This window comes from Alkalihalobacillus trypoxylicola (genome assembly GCF_001590785.1).
Lineage (GTDB): Bacteria > Bacillota > Bacilli > Bacillales > Bacillaceae_D > Alkalihalobacillus > Alkalihalobacillus trypoxylicola.
Map to the genome: position 1 here is coordinate 25,274 of NZ_LTAO01000039.1, position 24,467 is coordinate 49,740.

The 24,467-nt window shown below is 36.3% G+C and carries 20 protein-coding genes; 4 read left to right on the forward strand and 16 right to left on the reverse strand.

What is annotated here, in order from left to right; translation table 11 throughout:
* Nucleotides 1-75: 75 nt before the first annotated feature.
* Nucleotides 76-1,071 (forward strand): Gfo/Idh/MocA family protein, encoded by a 996-nt coding sequence (locus tag AZF04_RS19270; protein WP_061950182.1) that lies wholly within the window; start codon nt 76-78, stop codon nt 1,069-1,071.
* Nucleotides 1,072-1,884: 813 nt separating this feature from the next.
* The gene (gene ileS / locus AZF04_RS19275; RefSeq protein WP_061950183.1) at nt 1,885-4,956 is read left to right on the forward strand and encodes an isoleucine--tRNA ligase; all 3,072 of its coding nucleotides are present in this window, start codon (nt 1,885-1,887) and stop codon (nt 4,954-4,956) included.
* 89 nt (nt 4,957-5,045) lie between these two features.
* Here ileS and AZF04_RS19280 read toward each other — a convergent pair whose 3' ends face one another.
* From AZF04_RS19280 to AZF04_RS19295, 4 genes are read right to left on the reverse strand one after another with little or no spacing between them, the layout of a single operon-like run.
* Nucleotides 5,046-6,479: a four-carbon acid sugar kinase family protein gene (locus tag AZF04_RS19280; protein ID WP_061950184.1), complete on the reverse strand. Its 1,434-nt coding sequence runs from the start codon at nt 6,477-6,479 to the stop codon at nt 5,046-5,048.
* Nucleotides 6,480-6,484: 5 nt separating this feature from the next.
* Complete coding sequence (gene garR / locus AZF04_RS19285; RefSeq protein ID WP_061950185.1) at nt 6,485-7,381, reverse strand: 2-hydroxy-3-oxopropionate reductase; 897 nt, start codon at nt 7,379-7,381, stop codon at nt 6,485-6,487.
* Between the two features lie 34 nt (nt 7,382-7,415).
* Entirely contained in the window at nt 7,416-8,783 is a 1,368-nt protein-coding gene (locus AZF04_RS19290; RefSeq protein WP_061950186.1) for a GntP family permease, read from the reverse strand.
* A 31-nt stretch (nt 8,784-8,814) separates the two neighbouring features.
* Nucleotides 8,815-9,660 carry a MurR/RpiR family transcriptional regulator gene (locus tag AZF04_RS19295; protein ID WP_061950187.1) on the reverse strand — a complete coding sequence of 282 codons (846 nt, stop codon included), beginning with the start codon at nt 9,658-9,660 and terminating at the stop codon, nt 8,815-8,817.
* Between the two features lie 150 nt (nt 9,661-9,810).
* Between AZF04_RS19295 and AZF04_RS19300 the strand changes: the two genes are divergently transcribed.
* Both AZF04_RS19300 and AZF04_RS21855 read left to right on the forward strand, forming a co-directional pair.
* Nucleotides 9,811-10,650 carry a class II fructose-bisphosphate aldolase gene (locus AZF04_RS19300; protein WP_061950188.1) on the forward strand — a complete coding sequence of 280 codons (840 nt, stop codon included), beginning with the start codon at nt 9,811-9,813 and terminating at the stop codon, nt 10,648-10,650.
* A gap of 274 nt (nt 10,651-10,924) precedes the next feature.
* Entirely contained in the window at nt 10,925-11,056 is a 132-nt protein-coding gene (locus tag AZF04_RS21855; protein ID WP_268753437.1) for a hypothetical protein, read from the forward strand.
* Between the two features lie 75 nt (nt 11,057-11,131).
* Here the strand turns inward: AZF04_RS21855 and AZF04_RS19305 are convergent, their stop codons facing one another.
* The 12 genes from AZF04_RS19305 to essB form a co-directional block, all read right to left on the reverse strand.
* Entirely contained in the window at nt 11,132-11,668 is a 537-nt protein-coding gene (locus tag AZF04_RS19305; protein WP_061950189.1) for a membrane lipoprotein lipid attachment site-containing protein, read from the reverse strand.
* A 201-nt stretch (nt 11,669-11,869) separates the two neighbouring features.
* Complete coding sequence (locus AZF04_RS19310; RefSeq protein ID WP_061950190.1) at nt 11,870-12,289, reverse strand: DUF5082 family protein; 420 nt, start codon at nt 12,287-12,289, stop codon at nt 11,870-11,872.
* A 749-nt stretch (nt 12,290-13,038) separates the two neighbouring features.
* Nucleotides 13,039-13,527 carry a hypothetical protein gene (locus tag AZF04_RS19315; RefSeq protein WP_061950191.1) on the reverse strand — a complete coding sequence of 163 codons (489 nt, stop codon included), beginning with the start codon at nt 13,525-13,527 and terminating at the stop codon, nt 13,039-13,041.
* 155 nt (nt 13,528-13,682) lie between these two features.
* Nucleotides 13,683-14,312, reverse strand: a complete 630-nt coding sequence (locus tag AZF04_RS19320) for a hypothetical protein (protein ID WP_061950192.1) — start codon at nt 14,310-14,312, stop codon at nt 13,683-13,685.
* Between the two features lie 20 nt (nt 14,313-14,332).
* Entirely contained in the window at nt 14,333-14,779 is a 447-nt protein-coding gene (locus AZF04_RS19325; protein WP_061950193.1) for a hypothetical protein, read from the reverse strand.
* A gap of 16 nt (nt 14,780-14,795) precedes the next feature.
* A complete protein-coding gene (locus AZF04_RS19330) occupies nt 14,796-15,254 on the reverse strand; it encodes a hypothetical protein (RefSeq protein WP_061950194.1) in 459 nt (152 codons plus the stop codon).
* A gap of 24 nt (nt 15,255-15,278) precedes the next feature.
* The gene (locus tag AZF04_RS19335) at nt 15,279-15,698 is read right to left on the reverse strand and encodes a DUF5082 family protein (protein ID WP_061950195.1); all 420 of its coding nucleotides are present in this window, start codon (nt 15,696-15,698) and stop codon (nt 15,279-15,281) included.
* Between the two features lie 25 nt (nt 15,699-15,723).
* The gene (locus AZF04_RS19340) at nt 15,724-17,142 is read right to left on the reverse strand and encodes a T7SS effector LXG polymorphic toxin (RefSeq protein ID WP_061950196.1); all 1,419 of its coding nucleotides are present in this window, start codon (nt 17,140-17,142) and stop codon (nt 15,724-15,726) included.
* Between the two features lie 4 nt (nt 17,143-17,146).
* A complete protein-coding gene (locus AZF04_RS19345) occupies nt 17,147-17,458 on the reverse strand; it encodes a hypothetical protein (protein ID WP_061950197.1) in 312 nt (103 codons plus the stop codon).
* Entirely contained in the window at nt 17,448-18,575 is a 1,128-nt protein-coding gene (locus tag AZF04_RS19350; RefSeq protein WP_061950198.1) for a hypothetical protein, read from the reverse strand. Before AZF04_RS19350 ends, AZF04_RS19345 begins: the two co-directional genes overlap by 11 nt.
* The gene (gene essC / locus AZF04_RS19355; protein ID WP_061950199.1) at nt 18,562-23,070 is read right to left on the reverse strand and encodes a type VII secretion protein EssC; all 4,509 of its coding nucleotides are present in this window, start codon (nt 23,068-23,070) and stop codon (nt 18,562-18,564) included. Before essC ends, AZF04_RS19350 begins: the two co-directional genes overlap by 14 nt.
* Nucleotides 23,071-23,112: 42 nt before the next feature.
* Nucleotides 23,113-24,432: a type VII secretion protein EssB gene (essB, locus tag AZF04_RS19360; protein ID WP_061950200.1), complete on the reverse strand. Its 1,320-nt coding sequence runs from the start codon at nt 24,430-24,432 to the stop codon at nt 23,113-23,115.
* Nucleotides 24,433-24,467: the final 35 nt, after the last annotated feature.

Here is a 24,467-nt window from a genome sequence, read left to right on the forward strand (position 1 = left end):
ATTTAAAGGGAATTTTGAAATCATAGCGAATAACTCAAATAGGTCAATATTCTTTAAATGGAGGAGATGTTTAGGATGACAGAAAAAATCAAATGGGGAATTCTCAGTACTGGTTCTATCGCTAATCAATTTACTGAAGATTTACCCTTTACTTCGAATGGAATCGCTTACGCAGTGGGTTCTAGAACGATTGAAAGTGCAAAGGAATTTGCTAAGAAGCACTCGATAGAAAGAGCCTATGGTAGTTATGATGAATTAGTTAATGATCCTGAAATAGACGCTATTTATGTAGGTACACCCCATCCATATCATAAGGAGAACGTTTTGACCTGCCTACGAGCTGGCAAAGCTGTTTTATGTGAGAAGCCTTTTACTATCAATGCAAATGAATTAGAAGAGCTCATTACTTATGCAAGAGAACATAAATTATTTCTAATGGAAGCAATGTGGACTAGATTTTTGCCTCCTATTCAGCAAGTTCGTGAGTGGATTAAAAATGGCGATATTGGTGAAGTCAGCATGGTAACAGCGAACTTTGGATTTCATATTAATTGGGACCCACAAAATCGACTATTAAACCTTGAATTAGGTGGAGGAGCATTATTAGACACCGGAATTTATCCGATCTCTTTTGCCAGTATGATTCTTGGGTCAGAGCCTGAGAGCATTCATAGCACAGCTAGGATTGGAGAAACAGGTGTTGATGAACAATTCTCTGTTCTTTTATCCTATCCTTCAGGAAAAAGCGCTACATTAAATGGAGCAGTCCAATTGAATTTAAATAACGAAGCCTATATTTATGGATCCAAAGGCTATATTCATGTTCCGAACTTCTTATTTGCTAGAGAGTCTTCTCTACATGTTACTGGTGAAGATGTCGTAAAATTTGAGGATCAACGTGAGTGCAGAGGCTATGCTTTTGAAGCCGAAGAAGTTGGTCGTAACCTCCTCTCAGGAAAATTAGAGAGCGATATTATTAGTTTAGATGAATCGTTAGCTATTATGAAAATATTAGACTCTCTCCGTTCTCAATGGGGATTAAGCTATCCTTCTGAAAAACAATTAACTTAGTAGAAATTAATTCATTTTATTTTAAATAAATGGAACGAGGATGAGACAATACTCATGAACGAATGTTGCCTCACATGTTAAGTGTCCGGCTGTTCGCTTCCCAAAGAAACTTCGCGTCCGGTGGAGTGCTACCGAATGAACTTTTTTTAAAAGTGGATTTCGGTATGGCCACTTATTCCCACTGGAGTCTCCGTGCCTTTTGTCCGTTAGCTTACGCCTTTCATAAGGAACCTAAAAAACCCTCCTTGTTTCCCAGTAAGGAGGGTTCATGGTTCGTGCTTAATGCTTGCATCCATTAAACATCATTTCCATTTTCTCTCATTTGGTGATTTTAAAACAGGTTTTGTACCGGCCTCTTTTTGACTTTATCCACAAGAGAATTATTAATGGCTATTAAAAGCTCAGAGATGAATGAATTATTTTCATAGAAGATAACTTGTCTTTCCTACAACCCAACCTTATTTGACATTACTACGCTAACTCTTTATACTTGTAATAATTTTAATAATAAATTTGATGACGAGAACGAGTACGATTACATTCTTTTCTACAGAGAGTTGACAGGTTCGCTGAAAGTCAACGTTAAGAAATTTTCTGAAAATCCTCTCCGAGAAGTAAAGCCCAAGTTTTGGTAAGCTTTGCCGGTTTCCTACCGATATGAAGGACGCGTATGTTGGTACGTAGTGATGATGACAAGCATGTAAACCACTACTTCTGTATGGTTTTTTCTAATGTCTACTATTGAGTGATAACCCCTCGATCCTGCGACCTGGATGGAGGGGTTTTAATTTTGTAAAGAAGGTGATGACGATAATGAGTGAAACCGCACATGTTCGTGAGCAACGCGTACGCAAGCGTTGGGAATCGAACAACACATTCAAACAATCTATTGAAAAAAGAGAAGGAAAACAAACCTACGTATTCTATGAAGGACCACCTACTGCAAATGGCTTGCCACATGCTGGCCATGCGTTAGGACGTACAATGAAGGACTTTGTTGCTCGCTATAAAACAATGTCTGGATATCAGGTACTTCGTAAAGCTGGTTGGGATACCCATGGTTTACCAGTTGAATTAGAAGTCCAGAAGCAGCTTAACCTAAAAGGAAAAGATGATATAAAGGCTTATGGCATTGAAGCGTTTATCGAAAAATGCAAAGAAAGCGTCTTTACGTATGAGCGTGAATGGCGTCACTTTACGGAAGCCCTTGGTTATTGGGTTGATATGGATGACCCTTACGTTACGTTGCAAAACCCATATATTGAATCCGTTTGGAACATTCTTTCGACCATTCATCGTAAGGATATGCTTTACAAAGGCCACCGCGTTGTTCCGTATTGTCCAAACTGTGAAACATCCTTGAGCTCACACGAAGTTGCCCAAGGGTATAAAGATGTAACAGATTTATCAGCTACGGCAAAGTTTTTAATGGAAGGTACGGAAAATGAATACCTGCTTGGTTGGACAACAACCCCTTGGACTTTACCATCAAACGTTGCTATTGCTGTTAATCCAGATATGACTTATGTAAAAGTAGAAAAAGACGAGGAAGTGTATGTTGTTGCGGAAGCACTAGCGGAGAAATTACTTGGTGAGTCTCCTAAAATTGTTGCTAAGCTAAAAGGCTCTGAGCTTGTTGGTTCAAAATACGACCCTCCATTTGATTATCTCCATTTAAATAGAGGACATGAAGTCATTGGTGCTTCATTCGTTACAGATTCAAGTGGTACAGGTCTTGTTCACATGGCTCCAGCTCACGGTGATGATGATTATCAAGCCATTCGTGAAAGTGGCCTTGATTTTGTAAATGTCGTAGATTCAAAAGGCCGTTATACAGAAGAAATCGGTCCACTTGCTGGTCGCTTCGTAAAAGATTGCGATGTTGATATTGTTAAGATGCTTGCCCACAATGGCCGCTTATTTTCAAAAGAGCGTTACGAGCATAGCTATCCACATTGCTGGCGCTGTGACAGCCCACTTCTTTATTACGCAATGGAAGGCTGGTTCATTGAAACAACGAAAGTGAAATACCAGTTAATTGCCAATAACCAAGAAGTCGATTGGCACCCAAGTCATATGCGCGAAGGTCGATTTGGTAAGTTTCTTGAAAATGTTGTGGACTGGAACATTGGTCGAAACCGATTCTGGGGAACACCATTAAATGTATGGGAATGTGACTCTTGTGACAAACAAGAATCACCTGCTTCAATCGCCGAATTACGTGAGCGTGCCGATCAAGAATTAGGAGAAGACATTGAGCTTCATAAGCCGTTTGTTGATGGAATTACCTTTACCTGTGAATGTGGTGGTAAGATGCATCGTACAAGTGAAGTGATTGATGTTTGGTTTGATAGTGGGTCGATGCCGTTTGCTCAATACCACTACCCATTTGAAAATAAAGAACTTATGAACAAACAATTCCCAGCAGATGTTGTCATTGAAGGGGTCGACCAAACGCGCGGCTGGTTCTACAGCTTACTTGCCGTTTCTACTTTGTTCACTGGAAAAGCACCTTATAAGCGTGTTCTTTCTCTTGGCCATATCTTAGATGAAAACGGTCAGAAAATGTCTAAGAGTAAAGGAAATGCTCTTAACCCCGTTGAGCTCATTGAAGAGTTTGGCGCAGATAGCTTACGCTGGGCATTACTTGCTGATAGTGCCCCTTGGAACAACAAACGTTTTTCCAAAAAGACGGTTAGCCAAACAAAGTCAAAAGTGATAGATACCCTTGCAAATGTGCATTCTTTCTATAAAATGTACGCTGAAATTGATCGGTTCAATCCAAAAACGGTTGAGAATGGCACAGCAACAAAGCTAGATGAATGGATTCTTTCCCGCTTAAACACAGTGATTGCCGAGGTGACAAAAAGCTTAGATGCCTATGATGTTACTAAGGGGGCTAGAACTATTGCATCGTTCTTAGATGAAATTAGTAACTGGTACATCCGTCGTTCCCGTGCACGCTTCTGGGCAAATGGAATGGATGCTGACAAACGCGCTGCCTATCATACGCTCTATGAGGTGCTCACGAAAACAACGCAATTAATGGCTCCATTCGCGCCATTTTTATCAGACGAAGTCTATACTGATTTAGCAGGAAACAGCGTTCATCTAAGCGACTATCCGACAGCTAATACTTCACTTGTGAATGCAGAACTTGAGCACGAAATGGATGCGGTTCGCCAAGTGGTGGAATTGACTCGTTCCATTCGTAACCAAACAAGCTTGAAAACGAAGCAACCTCTTGCACAATTAGCTGTCGTACCATTAAAGCAGTCAGCTAATCTTGAAGCGTACAGAGCAATTATTGCAGAAGAAACAAACGTCAAAACGATTTTGCTTGATGCCAATCAACATCAATACGTATCACAGCAAGTGAAATTAAATTTCCCTGTAGCTGGACCAAAACTCGGGAAATCTGTTGGTCTCGTTCAAAAAATGATCACTCAATTTGGCGACACGCAAACTCAGCAATTTCTTGATGCAGGGAAAATGATACTAAATCTTGAAAATGATCAAATCGTTGAATTAGAAAAAGAAGATATCATACTTGAGAATAATCCACTCCCAGGCTTTGAATTTGCTGAAGGCGATGACTACCTAGTTGTTCTGGACACAAATGTTACGACCGAGCTTAAAGAAGAAGGTTTTGTTCGTGAATTCATTCGTGCCGTTCAAGTTTATCGAAAAGAGCTCGACCTCCCAGTTGAAAAACGTGTACATTTAACCATAAATGCTACAGAGCATGTTCAAGATATTCTAACTCGCTTTGAAAGCTTTATGAAAAATCATGTTCTAATTGACAGCCTTTCATTTGCAAAAACAGATGAAATGAAATACTTCAATGTTGAAGGAGAAGGCGTTTATTTAAATATTCATATGTAATATGAAGCTAAAAAAAGGTTACAAAACAAAAATCTCCGCCATCCCATTATTGGATTGACGGAGTTTTTTTAAAGCTAGAAAGCCTCGTGTTATTTTCCTTCTAGCACTTCTATTACTTCTTTTAATGTTTCTTTTGATCCAACATTTCCTGGAAAAATGACATATGGACCATAAGGAAATTTGCTTTCTGGACCTGTTTTCCAAACTGGGATCCCTGGTTTAACCTGACCAGCCACTTCAGCTCTTTTAACAGATAGCCCTTCAGTACCGATACTACTCGAAGTTATACCACCTTTAGCAACAATATAGCTAGGCTGAACCTTCAAATCATGGACGATGCTCGTTACCGCATCCGAAATTTTGACGGACAGCTTAAGCTCCTCTTCCTTCATATTATCACCTAAGTCTAATCGTTCACGACGCGTATAGTAGACCACTGATTGACCCGATTGAATCGCTTTTTCACAGGCTAATCGTACACGCTCCGTTTCTTTTTTAAATTCTTCATCATCTTTTACTAAATGAACATCGAATTCAATAGCTTCCACTAAGCCACTTTCTAATAATGCTTCTAATTGCTCCGTCGTTTTCTTAACGTGAGACCCTACTGCAATAAGACCACCATTTTCTTCATCTTCAGATATAACCATATCTTCTCGAGTTAAAAGAGGCTTATCTGAAATGCCTCCGAGTACTTTCGTTAAAGATGCAGCACTTCGACAAATAAAATGCTTACCCTCTTTCATTGCTTGTAAGAAAGCTATTGCAAAGACCTCAACATCTTCATATCCAAAGGCGTTGACCACAATTTTTTGAAAATCCTTAGCCGCTACTAATTGGTCTTTGATTTTAGCAATACGTTGATTTCTTAAATCATCTAAGGTTATATAAATCGTATTTTCTTTTTTATAACGACTTTCCGTTTTCTCTTCAATCCATTCACCAAGATGGGAAGCATTGAACCCAAAAGTACGGTCCTTTGCAAATTCTGTTTCTCCTGCTGGAATGAGGGTTTCTCCATCTTGAACATAATGAATATTGTTAATAGTTAATCTTCCACCTTCTTTAAAGAAAGGAATAATAACCTCTCCATCAAAAGTGACATTAGATTCTGATTCAATGGTATTCTTAATTGTTTCAGTTTCCAACGGATAATGTCCTCTTAACGTAGAGTCACCTCTACTAATCATTACGTAAGGAATTCCCTCTTCTACTGATACCTCTTGAACTCTATTGGCAATTTGTTGATGGCACTTCTCCGTTTCGTCTTTTGTGAACCCTCTGGAATTTGTTAGTATGAAAAAGATTCGATTATTCTCACGAAACCCTGCTTCAATTGAGCTTTTTTCCCAGTTAGTATACACAGAAACTCCATGAACCGTCTGAATTCCTGTTGGGTCATCATCTAGAACGACAATCTTATATGGCGAATGGGCTAATTCCTCTTCTAAAGATGCAGTGATCGTTGCTCTATCCACTTCTAGAATCGTATTCTTGACCTTTTGCATATTGAGCGTCTTCATTAGATTTATCCCTCTCTCCCAACTTTTACCTTAGCTAAATTCTCATAATGTAAAACAATACCTGCATGGTCTAAAGCTGCTTTTCCGTCTGCTTTTAAAGAATGGAAAGTTTCTAATAATTGACTAGATAACGGTAATGGTACATCTAGCTCATGAGCTGTGTTCATAACATTAGTTAAATCTTTTAAATTAATATCAATACGGCCACCCGCTTTAAAATTACGGTCTAGCATCATTGGTAATTTAGCATCCATTACCGTACTTCCTGCTAGTCCTCCACGAATAGCTTGATACATTTTTTCAACATCAATTCCAGCTTTTGTCGCAAGAGTTACCGCTTCAGATACAGCTGCTATGTTAAGATTAACAATGATTTGATTAGCTAACTTTGCAGTCGTACCACATCCTGAATCTCCAACTAAAACAATATCGGTACCCATTGCTTCTAGTACTGGTTTTGTTTCATTGAAGATAGATTCTTCTCCACCAACCATAATTGCTAGGGTTCCATCGATTGCTTTCGGTTCTCCTCCACTTACAGGAGCATCAAGGAAATGAACACCCTTTAACGAAGCTTCCTGTGCCATTGATTTAGAATCAACTGGTGATACTGAGCTCATATCAATGATGATAAGACCTTCTTTTGCTCCCTCCATGACTCCGTTTACTCCAAAAACAGCTGCACGCACATGCTCTCCTTTTGGAAGCATGGTGATAATCACATCGCTATTTTCTGCTACCTCTTTAGCCGACGCAGCTGGCTTTGCTCCTTCTTTTGTAATGACTTCGACGGCCTCTTTATTTAAGTCAAAGCCTGTTACAGTAAATTGATTCTTAATAAGGTTCTTTGCCATTGGCAAACCCATTATTCCTAGTCCTATAAATCCTACCTTTTTTTTCATTAATCTCTCCACCTTTTTATTTATCTAAAAAATATTATAGACCTGGTAAAAATGCTGACATAGTACTTAAAATATAGACCACAGCTAATGCCGTTAAACCAGCAATGAATCCACCTATACTCCAAACACGTAGTGTCTCCGAGACTGATAAGCGACCAAATTTAGAGACAACCCAGAAGCCTGAATCATTTGGTAGTGATAATCCAATTCCTCCCGCACAAATAGCTAGACCTAATAAAACTGGAGATACTCCCAAATCAGCAGCCATTGGTCCAAAAATAGTTGCGGTTGTTACAAGTGCTACTGTTGCACTACCTAATGAAGCTCGCAGAATTTGCGCAAATACAAATCCTAATAATAACGCTGGCATATTCAACCCTTGCATTAGGCTAATTAACAAATCACCAATGCCTGTTTCTTGAACTACCTTACCAAATGCTCCACCAGCCCCTGTAATTAATAAAATCATTCCAGAAGCTTCAAAAGCTTGCTTTATAACCGTTGAACTATCTTCTTTAATGTAAGGTTTAAGAATGAAAATAGCAGCGATAACACTAATAAGCAAAGCAATATTTTTATCACCAATTATCGCAAAAATAGTTGGAATAATTGATTCCTGATTATCTCTGAATACTACATTGTTCATGACCGTATTTGATAAAATAAGGACAATTGGTAAGGCAAGAGTCGCATAAGCAAGCCAAGTAGGAATTTCTCTTTTGTTTTCCGTATCTTTTGCTTCTTCTATTTCTTCTTTTGCATCGTCTAAACGGTTGCCATTAGGAATTCTCTTTCCAATAAAAGTTCCATATAAAACTCCACCAACTAATGTAGCAAATATAGCTACAAATAACCCATATAGGAAAAACACACCAATATCTACCATCATCTGATCCGCTACTACAAGTGGTCCTGGAGTAGGAATAATTAAACTATGCGAAACAATAAGTCCGATAGCCAAAATGGTAACAAAGGTAGCTAAAGAAATTTTTGTTTTTAGTGACAAACTAAACACTAGTTTATTCAATATGATAAAGGCAGCATCAAAAAATACCGGAATAGCTACAGTTGTTGATGTTGCCGCTAATGCATAGGGTGATTTTTGGACACCAAAAGCTCTTAACATAGAGCTTGCAATTTTTTCTATTGCCCCAGAAGCTGCTAAGAATTGACCAAAGATAATACCTAATCCAATCAATATCCCTACACCTGTAAGGGTTCCCCCAAAACCATCCGCTATGACTCCCGGAATATTACGGGCAGGAATTTCAGATACTAACCCAATTCCTATAGCTGTAAGTAATAAGGCGATAAATGCATCCCATTTAAATTTAATAATGAGAATAAAAAGAACAATAAGAGCCAGTATAAAACCAACAATTAACCAATTTCCTGTTAGCATAAGCTAATCACCTCTTTGATGTTTATCTAAACTATTTTTTCATGCGAGTTACCGCTAATCGAGAGCGGTTAATATTATTTTTTCCTGTACTTCCTGATTTACTAGCAACACGCGTATATAGCGTATCCATAATGGCTAATTGAATTAATCGAGAAACCATAGCATCGGCCTGTCGTTTTGTTTCGTGAGCTTGCGTTACAATTAGACAATCTGCTACCTGTGCAAGTGTAGCTTTTTGACTAGACGTAATGACAATGACAAAAGCTCCATTATTTTTAGCCATTTCACAAACATTAATCGTATCTATCGTCTCACCAGAGTGAGAGATACCAATCACTACATCATGGTCATTCATATGACTTGCATAAATAGCCTGATAATGGGGATCCTTCACAGATAGGGTCATTCCCCCTAGTCGCATAAATTTATGAGCCCCATCTTCAGCAACTGTTCCAGATAAACCTTGCCCAAAAAAATAAAGTCTTTTTGATTTTATTATTTGCTCGATAGCCAACTCTATACTTTCAATGTTCATTTGCTCTTTCGTTAATGAAACTGCTTGGTAAAATTGCTCACCAAACTTATGAAAGACAGCATCTGCTTTATCATCAGAAACGATGTCTATCGCTTCAGGAGAAGGCGGTTTCATTTCGGCTAGCTCCTGTGCTAAAGCGACTTTTAATTCCTGATAACTGTTATAGCCAAGCTTCTTATATAAGCGAACAACACTCGGCTCACTTACCTCACTTAGAATCGCAAGTTCATTCATTGATAGAAGAAATGGCTTATCGTGTTCCTGTAATTGTGAAATGATTTTATGCTCGGTCATTGTAAGCGATTTCTTTTTGTTCATAATTCGCTCTTGAAAACTATGCATGTTGGGTACCCTCCATTCACTGTAGTAATATTACTACAAAAATAACACGTGTACAAGATGTTTTTTCTCGATTCAACTTGATTATCGTCGTATTCAGTAATATTATTGTTCTGTATTGTAATTTTACTACAGAAATAAAGGAGTTTTGTAATGTATACTACAACGAAAGCTTTACTTGATTTTGCCCAAACTCAAAACAGCGCTATCGCTGCTTTTAATTGCTATAATGCTGAAACTACACAGGCTGCTATAAATGCGGCTCAAGAAACAGAACAACCAGTTATTATCGCCTATGGTGAAAGATACCAGGAATACATGAATCTTGAAGCCTTTGCAGCATTTACACAAGCTTTAGCGAAACAAAAGTCTGTAAATATTAGCCTTCACCTAGATCATAGCTATGAATTCGAAACCATTAAACGAGCAATTGATGCAGGTTTTTCTTCTGTTATGTACGATGGTTCTACACACTCTCTCGAAGATAATGTTCGTCATACTAAGGAAATTGTCGATTATGCCCATAAACATGGAGTTTTTGTAGAGGCTGAAATTGGTTCTATGAAAAAAGGTGCTTTTTCAGACGAAGAAGAAGGAGATGGTCGCCTAACGGATCCGGATGAAGCAGCTCTCTTTGTTAAAGAAACAGGAGTAGACTTTCTAGCAGCTTCTATTGGAACTGTACATGGTATGTATGAAGGAGAACCAGAAATTCGACTTGATTTATTAGAGGAGATTAAAGAAAAATGTAGCGTCCCTCTTGTGTTACACGGCGGTTCCGGTACACCGGAAAATCAGGTTCTTCAGGCTATCGATCGGGGAATTCGAAAAATTAACGTTAATACCGAAATCTCTTTAACAGCAGCAGGTGCCATCGCCTATCAATTAAATAAAAATGCCAATAGCCACCTAAGTACGATTATGGAGTATGCTCAATCGACTATGACTGAGCACATGAAGGAAATCATTACACTTTATAAAAACAGTAAATAAAACGGAAAAGAGCCATTTCAGAAGGCACTTCAGCCTATCGACAAAGAGTTTCGCAACAGCGAAATCGTCGATAGGCTTTTTTATATTTAACCATTCTTATGAGAAGCTCTTCTAGCTCGATTTCCCAATGCAGCACACGCTCTCCAAAAGGAGGTTGAACTAACCCTTCACTCAGGTATATTTCAACCTGTCTTTTCCTCCAGCAGAAATCGCCACTCAGCATATTACTTTTACTCTAAAAATAGACCTTTATTGAATAAAAAGGGGAGCTTAAATGAACGAAAAGGAGAGAAGGGAGAGCCTATCCGACCGTAAGGGGCTGCCATCAATGAATAACGAACGGCAAAAGAGAAAGCTCTATTCGACTGTAATCGGCCGCTCAAAGCAAAATACATTAAACAGGTAAAAACGCCTTTGAGAGTAACTTTTCTCAAAAGCGTTTTCCTATTGTTTGAAGTCCTTTTTTTAAAGACTAGTTTGTTTATGGAGTTTCATAATCGAAGTTATCTAATTCCATCACAACGTTCTCATCAGTTAGTGTATTAAATATAGCCTGCTGCTCTTCATTTAATGGTAACAAAACTGGAACAGCGGAGTGGTCTTCAATTACTCCTATAATCTGCTCTTCTATATGAACGAGTTCATTATCCATAATCATGTCACCATCCGTACTTCCGAGCGTTAAATTTAAAGATATATCTTTTAACGGTTGACCGGTCTGATTAATCGCTAGCATTAAAAGCTGAACATTACCTTCTTCAAAGGTTATCAAATCAACTACCTGCAAACCAAAATCATTAGGATAGCCCCAATCAGGATTTTCCTTTAACAACCGTTCAATTTCTTGGTAGGTTTCATTATTTTCTACCGTGACGCCAGAATCCTTATCCACTTGGGTTACTTGTAATTGTAGCTCTTTCTCTTCTTGCTCTTCTGTATTATTTCCCTCAAAGCCCACTGAAAAACTACAAGCACTCAGCATAAACACTGCCGTTAAAATCACAATCCATTTTTTCATTCCATTCACTCCAACACTTTTATTTATGTACTGATATTAATTGATATCTTGAGTCATTCTCGTTTGACTTTATCAAAGTAATATCATTACACAGAAAAGCGGAATGGGAATACCATTCCACTTTTTATACACTCTTCAGTTAATTTCACTACTAGCAGGCACGAGTTATATTCTTTTAAATAGGGAAAAATTGTTTAACATTCAATTTAATAAGTTAGTAATTTTCGTTGATAACCAATTAATGCTCGCTTTAATGTTCCCTATTAAGCCTTCGGTGCTATAAATTTCATTTTGTAATCTCATTCTTTCATTATTCAGTTCATCGAGATTATCATCAACCTTATTGACGTATTCCCTAAGGCTACTCATATAAATATTTGAACTCATATTGATACGTGACTGGATAAATAAAGTCCCTTTCCAATCATCATATGTTTCATTAGACACCTGTCTAAAATGATTTCGGTGTTCCTGAACGTCTCTTTTAAATTGGGCAAAATCCTCAATAATGATATCTAATTTTGCAATTTTATTATTTAATACCGCCACTTCATTCGTGCAAGCCCTTAGCTCCTGCTGCTTACTACTTCGGTCGGATCTTAGTGATTGCAATTCAGACAATTTACATTCACCTCATTATAAGCAATTTCTTTAATAACTTTACCTTCAATCAATAAAAGCAAAACAACTTTAATCTCAAACATGACGTTTGCTAAATTTTACTAGCTTTACTTGTTTATACCCTCTTTAGTCATTATTTAAGCTAACATTATTTCAATAATCCGTTAATAGGTCTTTTCTCCGCGTTCTAGACGTTCTACAAACTTAACGACATCATTTAGGACATTAGTTTGATTTAACCTTCTCCATAAAAAGGACTAAATGTACTGAATTAAAGGAAAGTCTTCATAAAATGATTAAATCTGTAGAAATAAACGCTTTGACTACTTATAGAGAGAAATAAATTCACTTCATCAGACCTACAACTATCCGTTTAGTAAATGAATCCAAATCATTCATATCTTATAATGAAAACAGAACGATTAGGTTTTTGATTTCCACTTTAGGTAGATGCTTTCCCAAGGGCTTGTTTTCAGCTAACTCTGACTACGCCGAGCTTCGTCAGAGTGGATCTTCACACTGCGCTCATCCTTTGGGAGTCACTACCTACCGTTACAATCATCGAGTGGATTCACAAAATTCCAAAACATATTTTATAAGTAACGTTCGGTTTTATTCACTTATAGAGCAATGATGAAATTCACTCAATTGAAAAAAATTACTACACTTTTTCCTTCTAAAGCTCATTAATTTATATATATTTTGGTAAGGAGTAAAAATAGTATACTCTTTATTTCTAATTTCTCCTTTTAAATATACTTAGACTTATTACTTTTTTGAAAAACGGGTGCTTCACGAAACATATAGCGAAAATGCATGATTACGACTACTAAGCTAGCTAAAAATAAAATATCGCCTACTATCATAAAAAAAAGATTACTTACGAAAGACGGTAATACATTCGCATTGATAGTGATAAAATTTTGCCAGTACTCAAATTGAGTTAGCTGAAAAATCATAAATGCAGCCCCTAGCATATATAATAAAATCAATCCAACTATATAAATAATCTTAGAATGATTGATAGCATCAAAATCAACCATTGTATCGATTAATATACTTTTATAACCTTTGGACTTCATTTTTCTACCGTACACAATAACACCGTTAAATATATTCGGTAAGATAACCATTAGTAAAATAAAGATGGATAAAAATCCGAGTGGGAAGTTATAAAGATTAACACCATTTCCGATGATGCTAATAATAATGATTGGAATTACATACTTTGCCTTCATTTAGTAACCCCTTTTAAAAATGGATTGAAAACTATTCTAGAGCACCATGTAAATATGGCTTTGATCATGAGCAAAAGAACCCATGTTCCTACACAGATTCTCGGATTTTTGTATCCAGATATACTCAATAGAATACTTTAGAGATGAACCCTTCATTAGTCAGCAGATTCATAATTGAAATTGTCAAATTGCATAACAACATTTTCTTGACTAAGGGTATTTAATAAATCTATCTGTTCTTGTGATGTTATAGGTAAAGCTACTGGAATCGCAGTATTATTTGGAATTGCTCCTATCATTTCTTCATCTAATAAGACTTCAAAGTTATCCCAAACCATATCTCCTTCCGTATTACCTAAACTATAAGAGAACGACACATTTTTAATGGATTCGCCTAATCGATTAAATCCCAAAAATATCATTTGTTGGTTACCCTCAGGATCCTGAATCATGGTCATAGATGTCATCGAAAAATCATTTTCAGTTCCAGCATCTGGGTTTTGCTCAACAAAATCATTTAGCTCTTGAAAGAGTTCATTATTTTCTGTCGTAACCCCTGCCTCTTCGTCAGCTTGAGATAATTTTAATTCAATTGGTTCTTTTCCATTATCGGTCGTATTATCAGCTTCATTATTTGTATCTTCTTCTGTTCCATTATTCGTTTCTTCTACTTCATTATTAATATCTTCGGGTTCTTCCTCGTTTCCATCATCAACATCGACTGAAAAGTTACATGCTGATAGAAACAGTAAACTTAACAGCATAAAAATGATAATCTTTTTCATGGTAAATCTCTCCTTACTTTTTATCTCTTCTCTATTAAGAATTTATACAGTATTTGATCTAAGGATCCTCTCTGTACTTTACCCTCTGCAAATTGATTTACTTTATAAAATCCAACTAGCCCTATAAAAAAGGTAAGAGGAATCATAAATAAAATACAGCAGTAACGACTTAGATCGATAAGTTTTTGTAATTTGGAATCTTTAATTTCCAAATGTTTAATTTCACGAAGAAATGATAAACAAAAAAACCAATTTATGAGATAGAAAATAAGAATGATAGAAAAGCCTATACTAAGACCAATCATTAAATTCCGATTGGCCTCCTCACTGGTACTGGAAAGAAAAACAGCACCTAAAATCGAACCTAAGCCCGCTATAAAAAAAACAATTGGTATAATAACACTTAAACGAAAGCTCTTTCTAGTTGAAGTTTTCAAAAGTGACATTGCTTGATCGTCATCAGACATTTTATACCCACCTTTACTAATTGTTATCTACTTTAATTATTTGGATATCTTCAATTTTACCTAATAATTCGGTTGTTTGATAAACCCTTTTTTCTGATTCTAATCCTTGTGTCGGAACCTTCACATGGACAATAAAACCTTCATTATGATGAAGCTCACCTAAAAATTCAGGTGGAAATTTAAAATCCATTTTTGGAAAAGTGACTTCACTATTTTCCCTCAAAGATATTTGCATACTCCCCTGTAAAGCAGTAATGGTAGAATGAGAGTTATTAACAAAAACGCCTACTAGCATCATTGTTTTATCTATTGGCTCATATAGGCCTCTTAAGACCACATAATTAATAGAATGGTCTTTTAAAGGTAGGTTGTTTTGATCAAAGTATAATTGCACATCTTCTATTTCTTTTAAAACCTCTTCATTTTCAATTTGCTGTTCATGTGCTTTAGCTGGTTTAATTTTTATTTTTTCCATCTCTAACACCACCTTATAGTTAGGTTAATTTAGTAAATTACTTATTTTTGTTGATAACCAATTCATTCCTGATTTAATCGTGCCCATTAAACCTTCCGTACTGTATATTTGATTCTGTAATCTCATTCTTTCATTATTTAATTCGTCTAAATTATCGTCCACTTTATTAATATAATCTCTTAACGTTGTAAACTCTAGATTAGCCCTCATGTTTTGTTGAGACATATTAAATAACCTTCCTTGCCATTGATCATAATTTTCATTCGCAAGTTGCCTAAATTTGTTACGATGATCCTGCATATCACTTTTAAATTGGGCAAAATCTTGAATAATAACATCTAGTTGAGCTATTTTTCCGTTTAAAACAGCAATTTCATTCGTACAAGCATTAAGCTCTTGTTGCTTACTATTATAATCATTTCTTAAAGATTGTAACTCTGACATAATAGATTCACCTCAGTCCTTCGTATTAAAAAGGCCACTTCAAGGATATGGATGGGACTTGAAGGTCTATTTTAACACCTGCAATTAGTGCAACATCAATTTTATATCTATCTGAATTCAATTGAAAATAATCATTCTCATAGGCGGTAGTACTTGAAAATTCCACTTCTGCTCCCGCTTGTTTTCCAACACTCACACTGCCGTCTAACCCTAGCAGCGAGCGCTTCTCTTTCGTACCATCATTAGTATTCTCGTAAGAGCCTTTAGGATCACTTAGGCCAAACAAACTAAAGCCGCCGCTTGCCTCTGCTTTCCATAAAACTCCCTTTGCACCGACTTGCAGTTTATAGTCGCCATTTTCATCAGGTGGCTTAACCACAAAATTAGCATTACCTGATAGAAATTCTGCATTCCCAGCAACATTTCCGTTAAAATTTTCTGTACCTATAATGACATTTCCGTCTATCTTTGCCACATTTCCATGCGCATTTAAATCAACACCATCTTTACCAATTTCAGAATGAGCGCCAACTTGAAGAACACTTCCAGATGCACTAGCTACTGCATACTCTGTCGCTTGCGCATAGCCATTTAGTTCAAAAACAGAAGCACTTCCTTCGTGTCTTGTATTTCCATCTTTTACAACGGTTGAACTTTCATAATTCAAAAAGGCATGGTCGTAGGATCCGAAATATTCTCCATTTATCCCTCCTACCCACTGGTCTTCATAAAAGCTATTTTTACTTGTATCTACAGAGAATGGATCATCCTCTAGCTTCGCTGCAAAAGCTCCTGTATTTTCGTCGGAATACCATTTTTCATTCGTTATTTTACCTATTTTATCATAAGCTAGGCCACCCTCGCCTCTATAAACCGTTTGTAAATCTTTTAATTGTTGTTCTAAGGATTCAACACGGCTTTCTACGTTTCTCAAGTCATTCTTTGCCCGAGTATCAGCTGCTTCTAAATCATCTTTATGGCCTTTTATCTCATCTTCCGAATCTCGATAGGCGGATGTAACAGCAAAATTAGGGAGTGACGTGGTAGCAATAAATTCTGATGCACGGCTCATTAAAAAGGCTGAACGTCCCTGCAACTCATAGAAATCTCCTTTTGATTGCTCTATCTTCTCGACTACACGGTCTAAGGTCGTGGAATCAACAATTCCAGATCCCATACTTTCGTACTCTAAAAAAGTAGATTCCATTTTTTCAATCGCTTGTTGAATTTCTTCAGCAACATTAATCATTTTTTGTGTGAGGTTTAAATGAACAATATTAACATATTCTCTAAAGGAATCACCCGTTTTTCCTCTTAAGCTATTCGTATTCGCTAGTACAGTAGATGATTTAAATTGCTCGTAGGTTGCTTCCGAGATCGCTTCCTTATATTCAGACACTTTACTTTTTAATTCCCTAATTTCTTCATTAACCAAGCGCTGCATATCTCTAAAATGCCCCCCCGCTTCCACTTCCAAATCCAGTGTTATTTGCAATCGTAGAATCTGCATTTACCCACTCTTCTTTTAATCGCTTCATTTCTTGATAGTCTTTTGTAGATAGCTGTACATATTCATCTACACATTGTTTATATTGTTCAATAATAGATTCCAACGTATCCATTGAGCTAAGTAAGGTTTTTTTCTTAATTGCTGCCACATCAATGACATTTCCTGATTCTATTGCTGAGGTAGTGCTCTGAAAAGCGTCCGCCTCTTTATCATAATTCATTGGATCAATAAATATTTCTTTAGACGACATACCTATTCTCCTCCTTATAATAATTTAAATACCCTTCTCTAATTTTATAATCTCTTTCTTTTAGGAATGATAGAATTTGATGATGCTCAAGGGTGGTCATTACTTGCATCCAATCAAAAATATCCACCTTATTCATGTAGAAGGTTCCAGCCATTAAAACAAATTCCTTTTGGTTATTAACGATTAAATGCTGTAGCTTCTTGTTTATTTTTACTTTTGCTTTTTCAACCGATTCCTCTGTTATACATGAATACACATCATGTTTATACTCTTTTATAGGGCTCTTAAAGTAATTTAGAGATACATCCATTGGGTCCACATTTACTTCGTGACTACCTTCAAATAAAATCTCCCCAATCATTGATAGTACAGCGTGTTCAGCTGTTAAATCAGTTTCTGTTGGTGACCTCTCAAATTTAATACTTCCCATTTGATAGTTACCTTTAGAAGCTTTATTTAAGACAACATCCTTCTGAAAAGCCCACTGCACTTGCTCAAATAGTTTGCCAATATCTTTATTTTCATGAGTAGGAATCGTCAGCTGCTCAAGAACTTCTCTTTCCCCATCACCGTGAACAAACAAAAACATACTATTAGGAAAACATAAAGTTTCTCGCATTAAACGTACTTTCTCTTCATCTACTTCTAGCAAGTCGTTAGAAAACTCCTTAAAGTTGAAGTTTTTGTTAGCATCTGTAAATTCCAACATCTTCATCCGGCCACGAAACTCTAAATGCTTGTAATTTTCTTTAAACCGAGTAATAGTCATTTCTTTTTCAGTCATTAATTTGTTTACATCGATATCAGATGTAAGAATTTCGTCTATCACATTCTGTATCTCTTCCTTGTACTTACTAGAATCTGTTTCCCAAAAAAAACTAGAAGTATTTGTTGTCACATCACAATCAATTTGAAAATCGTATTTTGTTTTAACCTGTGATTTTATATAGTTAAAAAACACCTTAACAGCCGCGGAGCCGATTATGACCTCTTTCTCTCCGACTGAAAGTCTATTCGATGAAAAGCCAGCATCAACCGATATTGAAACAAAAACTTTATCTTTAATCGTTGATTCATTTAAACATACTAGCAAATCATTCACATTAAACACGTTCATAAACTTCGCCTCCTTTTTTGGCTGTTTTAATTTTGGTTTGCATGTTGTTGACAATATAATAGGCTTCAAATTGTTCAAGGTTTTTCTCAGATAAGACACGGTTGGAAACACTGTATAAATTTTGATTTTTCAGCTCTGTAAACAATATCGTCGAACCTGAGTCTCTTAAGAATTTAGATAAGTCGTCATATCCTTCAAAGGATGCGATCGCACCTGCAAAAACAACGCCAATTTTATATTCCTTTGCTTGTCGTAGAATGGTTATAAAATCCTCTTCTACTGTTCGACTCAATGTGTTCTTAAGGATTGAATAATCAGTAATCAGAATCACTACAGAGTTCATTTGCGCAAATAAATTTTGGATGTCATCATTTGATGCATTATTTTTTCTCAATTCACTAACAGCGGCTTTTCTACTAGTAAACCAAGAATTAATGTTGTCAAAGATTTGTTCAAAGTAGTCCTTACCAACTCCATAATTGCAATTAGCACTTGAATAATGAGAATAGTTATATTGTTCATTATCAATGAGGATTACCTCAGTATCAGCTTGCGCTATATAGGAATCGATTAGATTTTCAATGGTATCTTTCATTTTCATTTCGTTGTCAGCTATTACTTTTAATGGTGCTTCTTTTTGTAGATTAATAGCGACAGGTTGCACATCTACCATCTCTACTGCAATGGATACTTCTTTTCTAGAGACAATTTCTTGAGTTTTTTCCCATTCCATAAACGTATTAAAATCAAGTACTTCAGGTACCATTGGAATAGGCTCTGGTTTTTTACCCTTCCAGTTATCATCCATTTCCTTAGCTAGATTTCTAATAGAATCAATAATTTCTAGTGATTCCTCACCTTTTTCAGGTAAAATTGTTTGGAACAAGGCCGGATCTTCTAGCTTAATTAACCCTCTTCCTGGAATCTCTTCCGCCTCTATATCCGTTTTTCCAATGATAGAGCGAGCTTCTGATGCTTCAATTAAATACAATGGTATTTGTGTTTTAATATTAGATAACAAAGGCATTCTCATTGAATTCTGTCTTCCTGAGCTGATGACTAGATGTAATCCTACACTAGCCCCTTCTCTAGCAACTTGAGTAATCACTCTCTCAAATTCCTCGACATAATCCATATCACGAACGGATTCATAGTTATCAATGACAATACATATATTAGGTACAGTCTTTCCACTTGCTCTTTCATACATCGAAATATTCGCCACGCCAAAGGAGCTTAGCAGTTGCTTTCTTTCTTTCATATTGCTAGAAAGTAGTCTTACAAATTTCTCAACCTTTTCTGTTTCATCCACTAAAATCGTATCCGCTACATGGGGGACATCTTTTAATGGCAACAAACCATTAGTACCAAAATCTAATAAAAATACATGTAAATGCTCTGGGTTATGCTTTTTGGCTAAACCTAATACAACCGTTTGAAGGAATGTTGATTTTCCATATCCAGGACTAGAGTATACGGCCATATGTCCATCCTTACTTAAATCAACCGTTAAAGGTGTTTGTGATTGCATTTCAGGCTGATCGACCAAACCAATCGTTGCTCTTAAAGGCTTTTTAGGCTCCTGCCATGCATCAAGATAATCAATATCCTCAATATCAGTTGGACAAATTTTTTCAGGAAGCGGTGGTAGCCAAGGTCTTTCTAGCGGTTCTATTTGATGTTCCACTGTATAAGTAGCAATGTGGTCTATGACTGCATCAAGCTCAGTTGGCACCTTTTCGACCTGTTCTTTATGGTCCAGTCCACTTAAGTCTTGTGTTAGAATTTCATATTGTCCTAAATCGTTAATTGCATAAATGGTTGTATCTACATAATCTTGAACTTCTCTGTCAGGTATATAATCCGCTCCACTCCAAGCACTTTGAAACAATTCATATATTTCATTATTACCTACCTGCAAATAGGCTCGACCAGGCAACGTTATTTCAGCAGCATCCGGTGTTTTTAAAATTTCATTAGAATCACTTGAATTCTGAACTTTTAAAGCTAGCTTGAATTTCGAGTTTGACCAAATTTGGTCATCCACTACTCCACTTGGCTTCTGTGTTGCTAAAATTAAATGGATTCCTAATGATCGTCCTATTCGAGCTGTTGATACAAGCTCCTTCATAAAGTCAGGCTGTTCCGCTTTTAATTCAGCAAATTCATCTGAAATGAGGAAAAGGTGAGGCATTGGTTTACTTACCTTTCCTTGCTTAAAGAGCTTTTGATATTGATTAATATGGTTGACATCATATTCACCAAACAGCCTTTGTCGCTTCTGTAATTCAGCCTTGATAGAAGCAAGTGCTCTCATCGATTGAGCTTTATCTAAGTTCGTTATGGTTCCTAACAAATGTGGCATATTCTTAAATAAGTTTGCCATTCCTCCACCCTTGTAATCGATTAACAAGAAAGCAACCTCATACGGGTGAAAATTAACAGCTAAAGATAAAATATATGACTGAATAATTTCCGATTTACCAGAACCTGTCGTACCTGCAACAAGACCATGCGGTCCATGTGCTTTCTCATGTAGATTTAATTGTACTAAATCTTCCTTCCCTCTTAATCCTAATGGGACTGCTAAGCTTTTATAAGTCTCGTTCACATTCCAACGCCTTGATACTTCTAAATCCTCTACTCTTTCCACTCCATATAGCTCTAAAAAAGTAACTTTTTCTGGAATAGAGTTTTTTAGGTTTTGGAGGTGGTTAATAGGTGACAAAGCACGAGAGACAAGCTCTTTATCAAAGTCTTTTGGAAAATGGTCTGGTTTAAACGATTTATTAACTAGCTCACTATCCTCTAAAATAATCTTTCCTTCTTTCGCATCACGAATGTCTATAACCGTTCGTACATGCTCAGGCAACGCTCTTAGTACATCTTGAACAAAAATAAGCGAGACACCATATTCACTTGGATCCTCATTAAAGAATTCCATAATGGTATGGTCTAAAATAAGCTTCTCATCTGTAATCAATACAACAAAATGAGGGGTAAAGTATAACTTTTCCTTACTCTGTCCCTTTTCATCAACTGCTTGTTTTCGTTCTTTCATAATTTGATATAGCGAATATAATACTTGATCTCTTGAGCGTTCGTGATAAACAAAACCACGCACATTGACATCACGCATACTAGCATGAGGTAGCCATCTCATCCAATCCCACTGATTTTTCTCTTCCTCGGGGAAAATCGTAATGAATTGAAGGTCATGATAGCTATGGAATAAAGATAGCTGCATAACTAACAGCTGTAGCTGCTCCAAAACTAGGCTTCTATGACCGATATAACCAACTGGCCCCATATTTAATGAAGTGACAACTGGAACATTTGATACTTTTTTATATTTTTCTAATAGCTCCCTAGCCATATCTATCAGTTCATCTTTTTCTTGACTAAACTCCTCGTCTCGGAAATCGATTTTAAAGCTTGTATCTACTTCCCCTATACCGGCGCGGAAATTTAAGAAATCATGATGATACATTGTTTTTTCATAAATTCTTTCTTGAACATTCACAGCCATATCCTTAACCTGTATAACATCAGGATAGTGGTACTGTAATGAATGCCGTTGCTCCTCTGTCACAAGAAAAAGCTCTTTTTTCTTCCGCTGTAAATATTCCTTATAGGTGACATCTCTTTCCTTCATATCAGCTTTGTACTTTTTTACGCTTTTCACATAAGAAGTTACCGAAAATATAATGGTTGAGATCGTTACAGCAAGCATCGCGATAATAAATATCCCTCTTGGCTGTACTAAGGAAATCACTACCATTGCTGCAATCATAACTAATGGCGGTACTATCGTTCTTGCTAGCTGCTCACTCGGCTTACCTGGTTTATTGGATGGCTTTGCAATCGTTCGATCCTCTTCTGGCTCTCTATAAATAATGCGAGGAGAACGATGATAATCTGGATATTCTCCATCGTATTTTTTCTCGACATAGACCATCTCAACTAATTTCGATTGAACGTTTTTTAAGGTGACAATCTCAATCCAGCCTTCACCGAGAGTCATCAAAACTCCATCAACAAACAACTGATCTCCTATTTTCAGATCGGCTTTTTCATCGATTAGCAAACTATTGTGAAACACATTTCCAGCTTCAACTTGCAGTTGGAAATGATTATCATCGATTTGAGCTATAACTAAGTCTGCGTTCCAGCCTTTAATAGCTATATCATTAAAAGCCTCAGGACCAAGACTTACAGTAGAGTATCTCGTCAAATCTAATATTCTAGTTGAGTCCGTATTCAACAAATAAATGTTCATTTCATCATTAGAAATTTGTAAGGAAAAGGATTCGACAATTTCTTCTTTTTCATAGAAAAGGGAGCTTCCATCCCAGTTCATCGTTAGCTCTCTGTCTAATTCTAAAAAAGTCAAAGAGTTAGACCATGTATTTCCAATTGTAATTAAACGCTCTAGAGATAAATGGCATTTATGTATTTGATTTTTATAATGAATGATTAGTAATTTCATAGCCATCTACACGATCCTCTCTTATCCAATCTATAGGTTGAACGGGATTTAATCATCCTCTTCATTTGCATTTTCATCATCTTCTGGTTCTGATTGCTGGTCTTGGTTCTCATTACTAGCTGGGTCATCTTCTGGAGCTGCCTCTGAATCATTCATTACATCAATCGATTCTGTATCCTCGATTGGTTGATTAAGCTGACCTTCCTCATTCGGCTCTAGCTCATAATCTTCTATATACCGATTTAATTCTGTCTGCAGTTGATTCAATTCTTCATCTCGCTCTGAACCAGTCATGTTAGGATTATTTCTTACTTGTTCTATTTTTTTGATAAGACCATATATAATCAACTGAGGATCATCTAAATACTTAGCCGTTTCTAACGACTCCTCGAATTCCCCTCTACCGTTATAAATCCAATATAGAAGATAGTGTCGATCACTTCTTAAGCTAATATTATTTAAGATCGATGCTCTTTCTTGCTCAGATAAACTTTCAACATTAATATAGGAATGAGCTAGGATATACCTTGAATGATTGGGGAATTTTCCAGGATCCTCTCCGCTCAAAGTAGAAATGACCTCTCCGTAATCAGAAGCTAAATAAGCCCCATGAGCATCAAGTAACTTATTTTGAAAAGGATGATTTAATAGGCCATAGTACATTAAAGGAGCAGCCAGAAGAACTGAGAGTACAATCATTGATATGGAAAGAGTTTTATACAGTCGAAATTTCTTAATTGGAACGAGCATAGTGGTTTCATTCGATTTCTTTTGTTCTTTTTCATAGCTATTTATTAAGAAACCTTTTAATTCAGCAAGAGTCGTAAATTGACTAACAGATTTCTCAAATTCCGTTTCCCAATTATTCTCTAGCGAGCCGTGATAGAGCTCATCAAAGCTAAATTTCTTTGAAAAAAGAGCAATAATATAACATTTATATTGCTTTAAAAACACTTCCTCATCCATTTCAATAGGGGGCACTAAATTACGAATACCTCGATGTACAACATTTGGAAGTAAATTATCATCAAAAACAAGGTTATCAGGATGAATAAAAAACGTAACTCTACTCGAAAGATAAGATTCTAGTTTACCCATGTTACTTAATAGCCTAAGCTTCTCGTTGCGCTCTAACTTCACAATTTTTTCCCATGTTTTTTTACCTTTAACATCATATGAGAATAAAAAAGCATCTTCGTCTTCTTTAATACTCATTGGGACAAATAAATCAGAAGGGTTTATCGAGATATCTAACTGCCTTATATCTCTTACACTCGTTTGTGACTTAGGCATTTTTAATTCCCAATAATCATCATCCATTGCATACTTATAAGTAAGATTGTCAAATTCTATCGTTTTATCGTTCATCTCTAATTGCTCCTTCATCACTTAAACAGCTATTA

What these genes read in the sequence shown, in the direction of transcription:
- AZF04_RS19270 (WP_061950182.1), top strand. Translation starts at nt 76, where the DNA reads ATGACAGAAAAAATCAAATGGGGAATTCTCAGTACTGGTTCTATCGCT.
- ileS (WP_061950183.1), top strand. Translation starts at nt 1,885, where the DNA reads ATGAGTGAAACCGCACATGTTCGTGAGCAACGCGTACGCAAGCGTTGG.
- AZF04_RS19280 (WP_061950184.1), bottom strand. Translation starts at nt 6,479, where the DNA reads ATGAAGACGCTCAATATGCAAAAGGTCAAGAATACGATTCTAGAAGTG.
- garR (WP_061950185.1), bottom strand. Translation starts at nt 7,381, where the DNA reads ATGAAAAAAAAGGTAGGATTTATAGGACTAGGAATAATGGGTTTGCCA.
- AZF04_RS19290 (WP_061950186.1), bottom strand. Translation starts at nt 8,783, where the DNA reads ATGCTAACAGGAAATTGGTTAATTGTTGGTTTTATACTGGCTCTTATT.
- AZF04_RS19295 (WP_061950187.1), bottom strand. Translation starts at nt 9,660, where the DNA reads ATGCATAGTTTTCAAGAGCGAATTATGAACAAAAAGAAATCGCTTACA.
- AZF04_RS19300 (WP_061950188.1), top strand. Translation starts at nt 9,811, where the DNA reads ATGTATACTACAACGAAAGCTTTACTTGATTTTGCCCAAACTCAAAAC.
- AZF04_RS21855 (WP_268753437.1), top strand. Translation starts at nt 10,925, where the DNA reads ATGAACGAAAAGGAGAGAAGGGAGAGCCTATCCGACCGTAAGGGGCTG.
- AZF04_RS19305 (WP_061950189.1), bottom strand. Translation starts at nt 11,668, where the DNA reads ATGAAAAAATGGATTGTGATTTTAACGGCAGTGTTTATGCTGAGTGCT.
- AZF04_RS19315 (WP_061950191.1), bottom strand. Translation starts at nt 13,527, where the DNA reads ATGAAGGCAAAGTATGTAATTCCAATCATTATTATTAGCATCATCGGA.
- AZF04_RS19320 (WP_061950192.1), bottom strand. Translation starts at nt 14,312, where the DNA reads ATGAAAAAGATTATCATTTTTATGCTGTTAAGTTTACTGTTTCTATCA.
- AZF04_RS19325 (WP_061950193.1), bottom strand. Translation starts at nt 14,779, where the DNA reads ATGTCTGATGACGATCAAGCAATGTCACTTTTGAAAACTTCAACTAGA.
- AZF04_RS19330 (WP_061950194.1), bottom strand. Translation starts at nt 15,254, where the DNA reads ATGGAAAAAATAAAAATTAAACCAGCTAAAGCACATGAACAGCAAATT.
- AZF04_RS19335 (WP_061950195.1), bottom strand. Translation starts at nt 15,698, where the DNA reads ATGTCAGAGTTACAATCTTTAAGAAATGATTATAATAGTAAGCAACAA.
- AZF04_RS19340 (WP_061950196.1), bottom strand. Translation starts at nt 17,142, where the DNA reads ATGCAGCGCTTGGTTAATGAAGAAATTAGGGAATTAAAAAGTAAAGTG.
- AZF04_RS19345 (WP_061950197.1), bottom strand. Translation starts at nt 17,458, where the DNA reads ATGTCGTCTAAAGAAATATTTATTGATCCAATGAATTATGATAAAGAG.
- AZF04_RS19350 (WP_061950198.1), bottom strand. Translation starts at nt 18,575, where the DNA reads ATGAACGTGTTTAATGTGAATGATTTGCTAGTATGTTTAAATGAATCA.
- essC (WP_061950199.1), bottom strand. Translation starts at nt 23,070, where the DNA reads ATGGCTATGAAATTACTAATCATTCATTATAAAAATCAAATACATAAA.
- essB (WP_061950200.1), bottom strand. Translation starts at nt 24,432, where the DNA reads ATGAACGATAAAACGATAGAATTTGACAATCTTACTTATAAGTATGCA.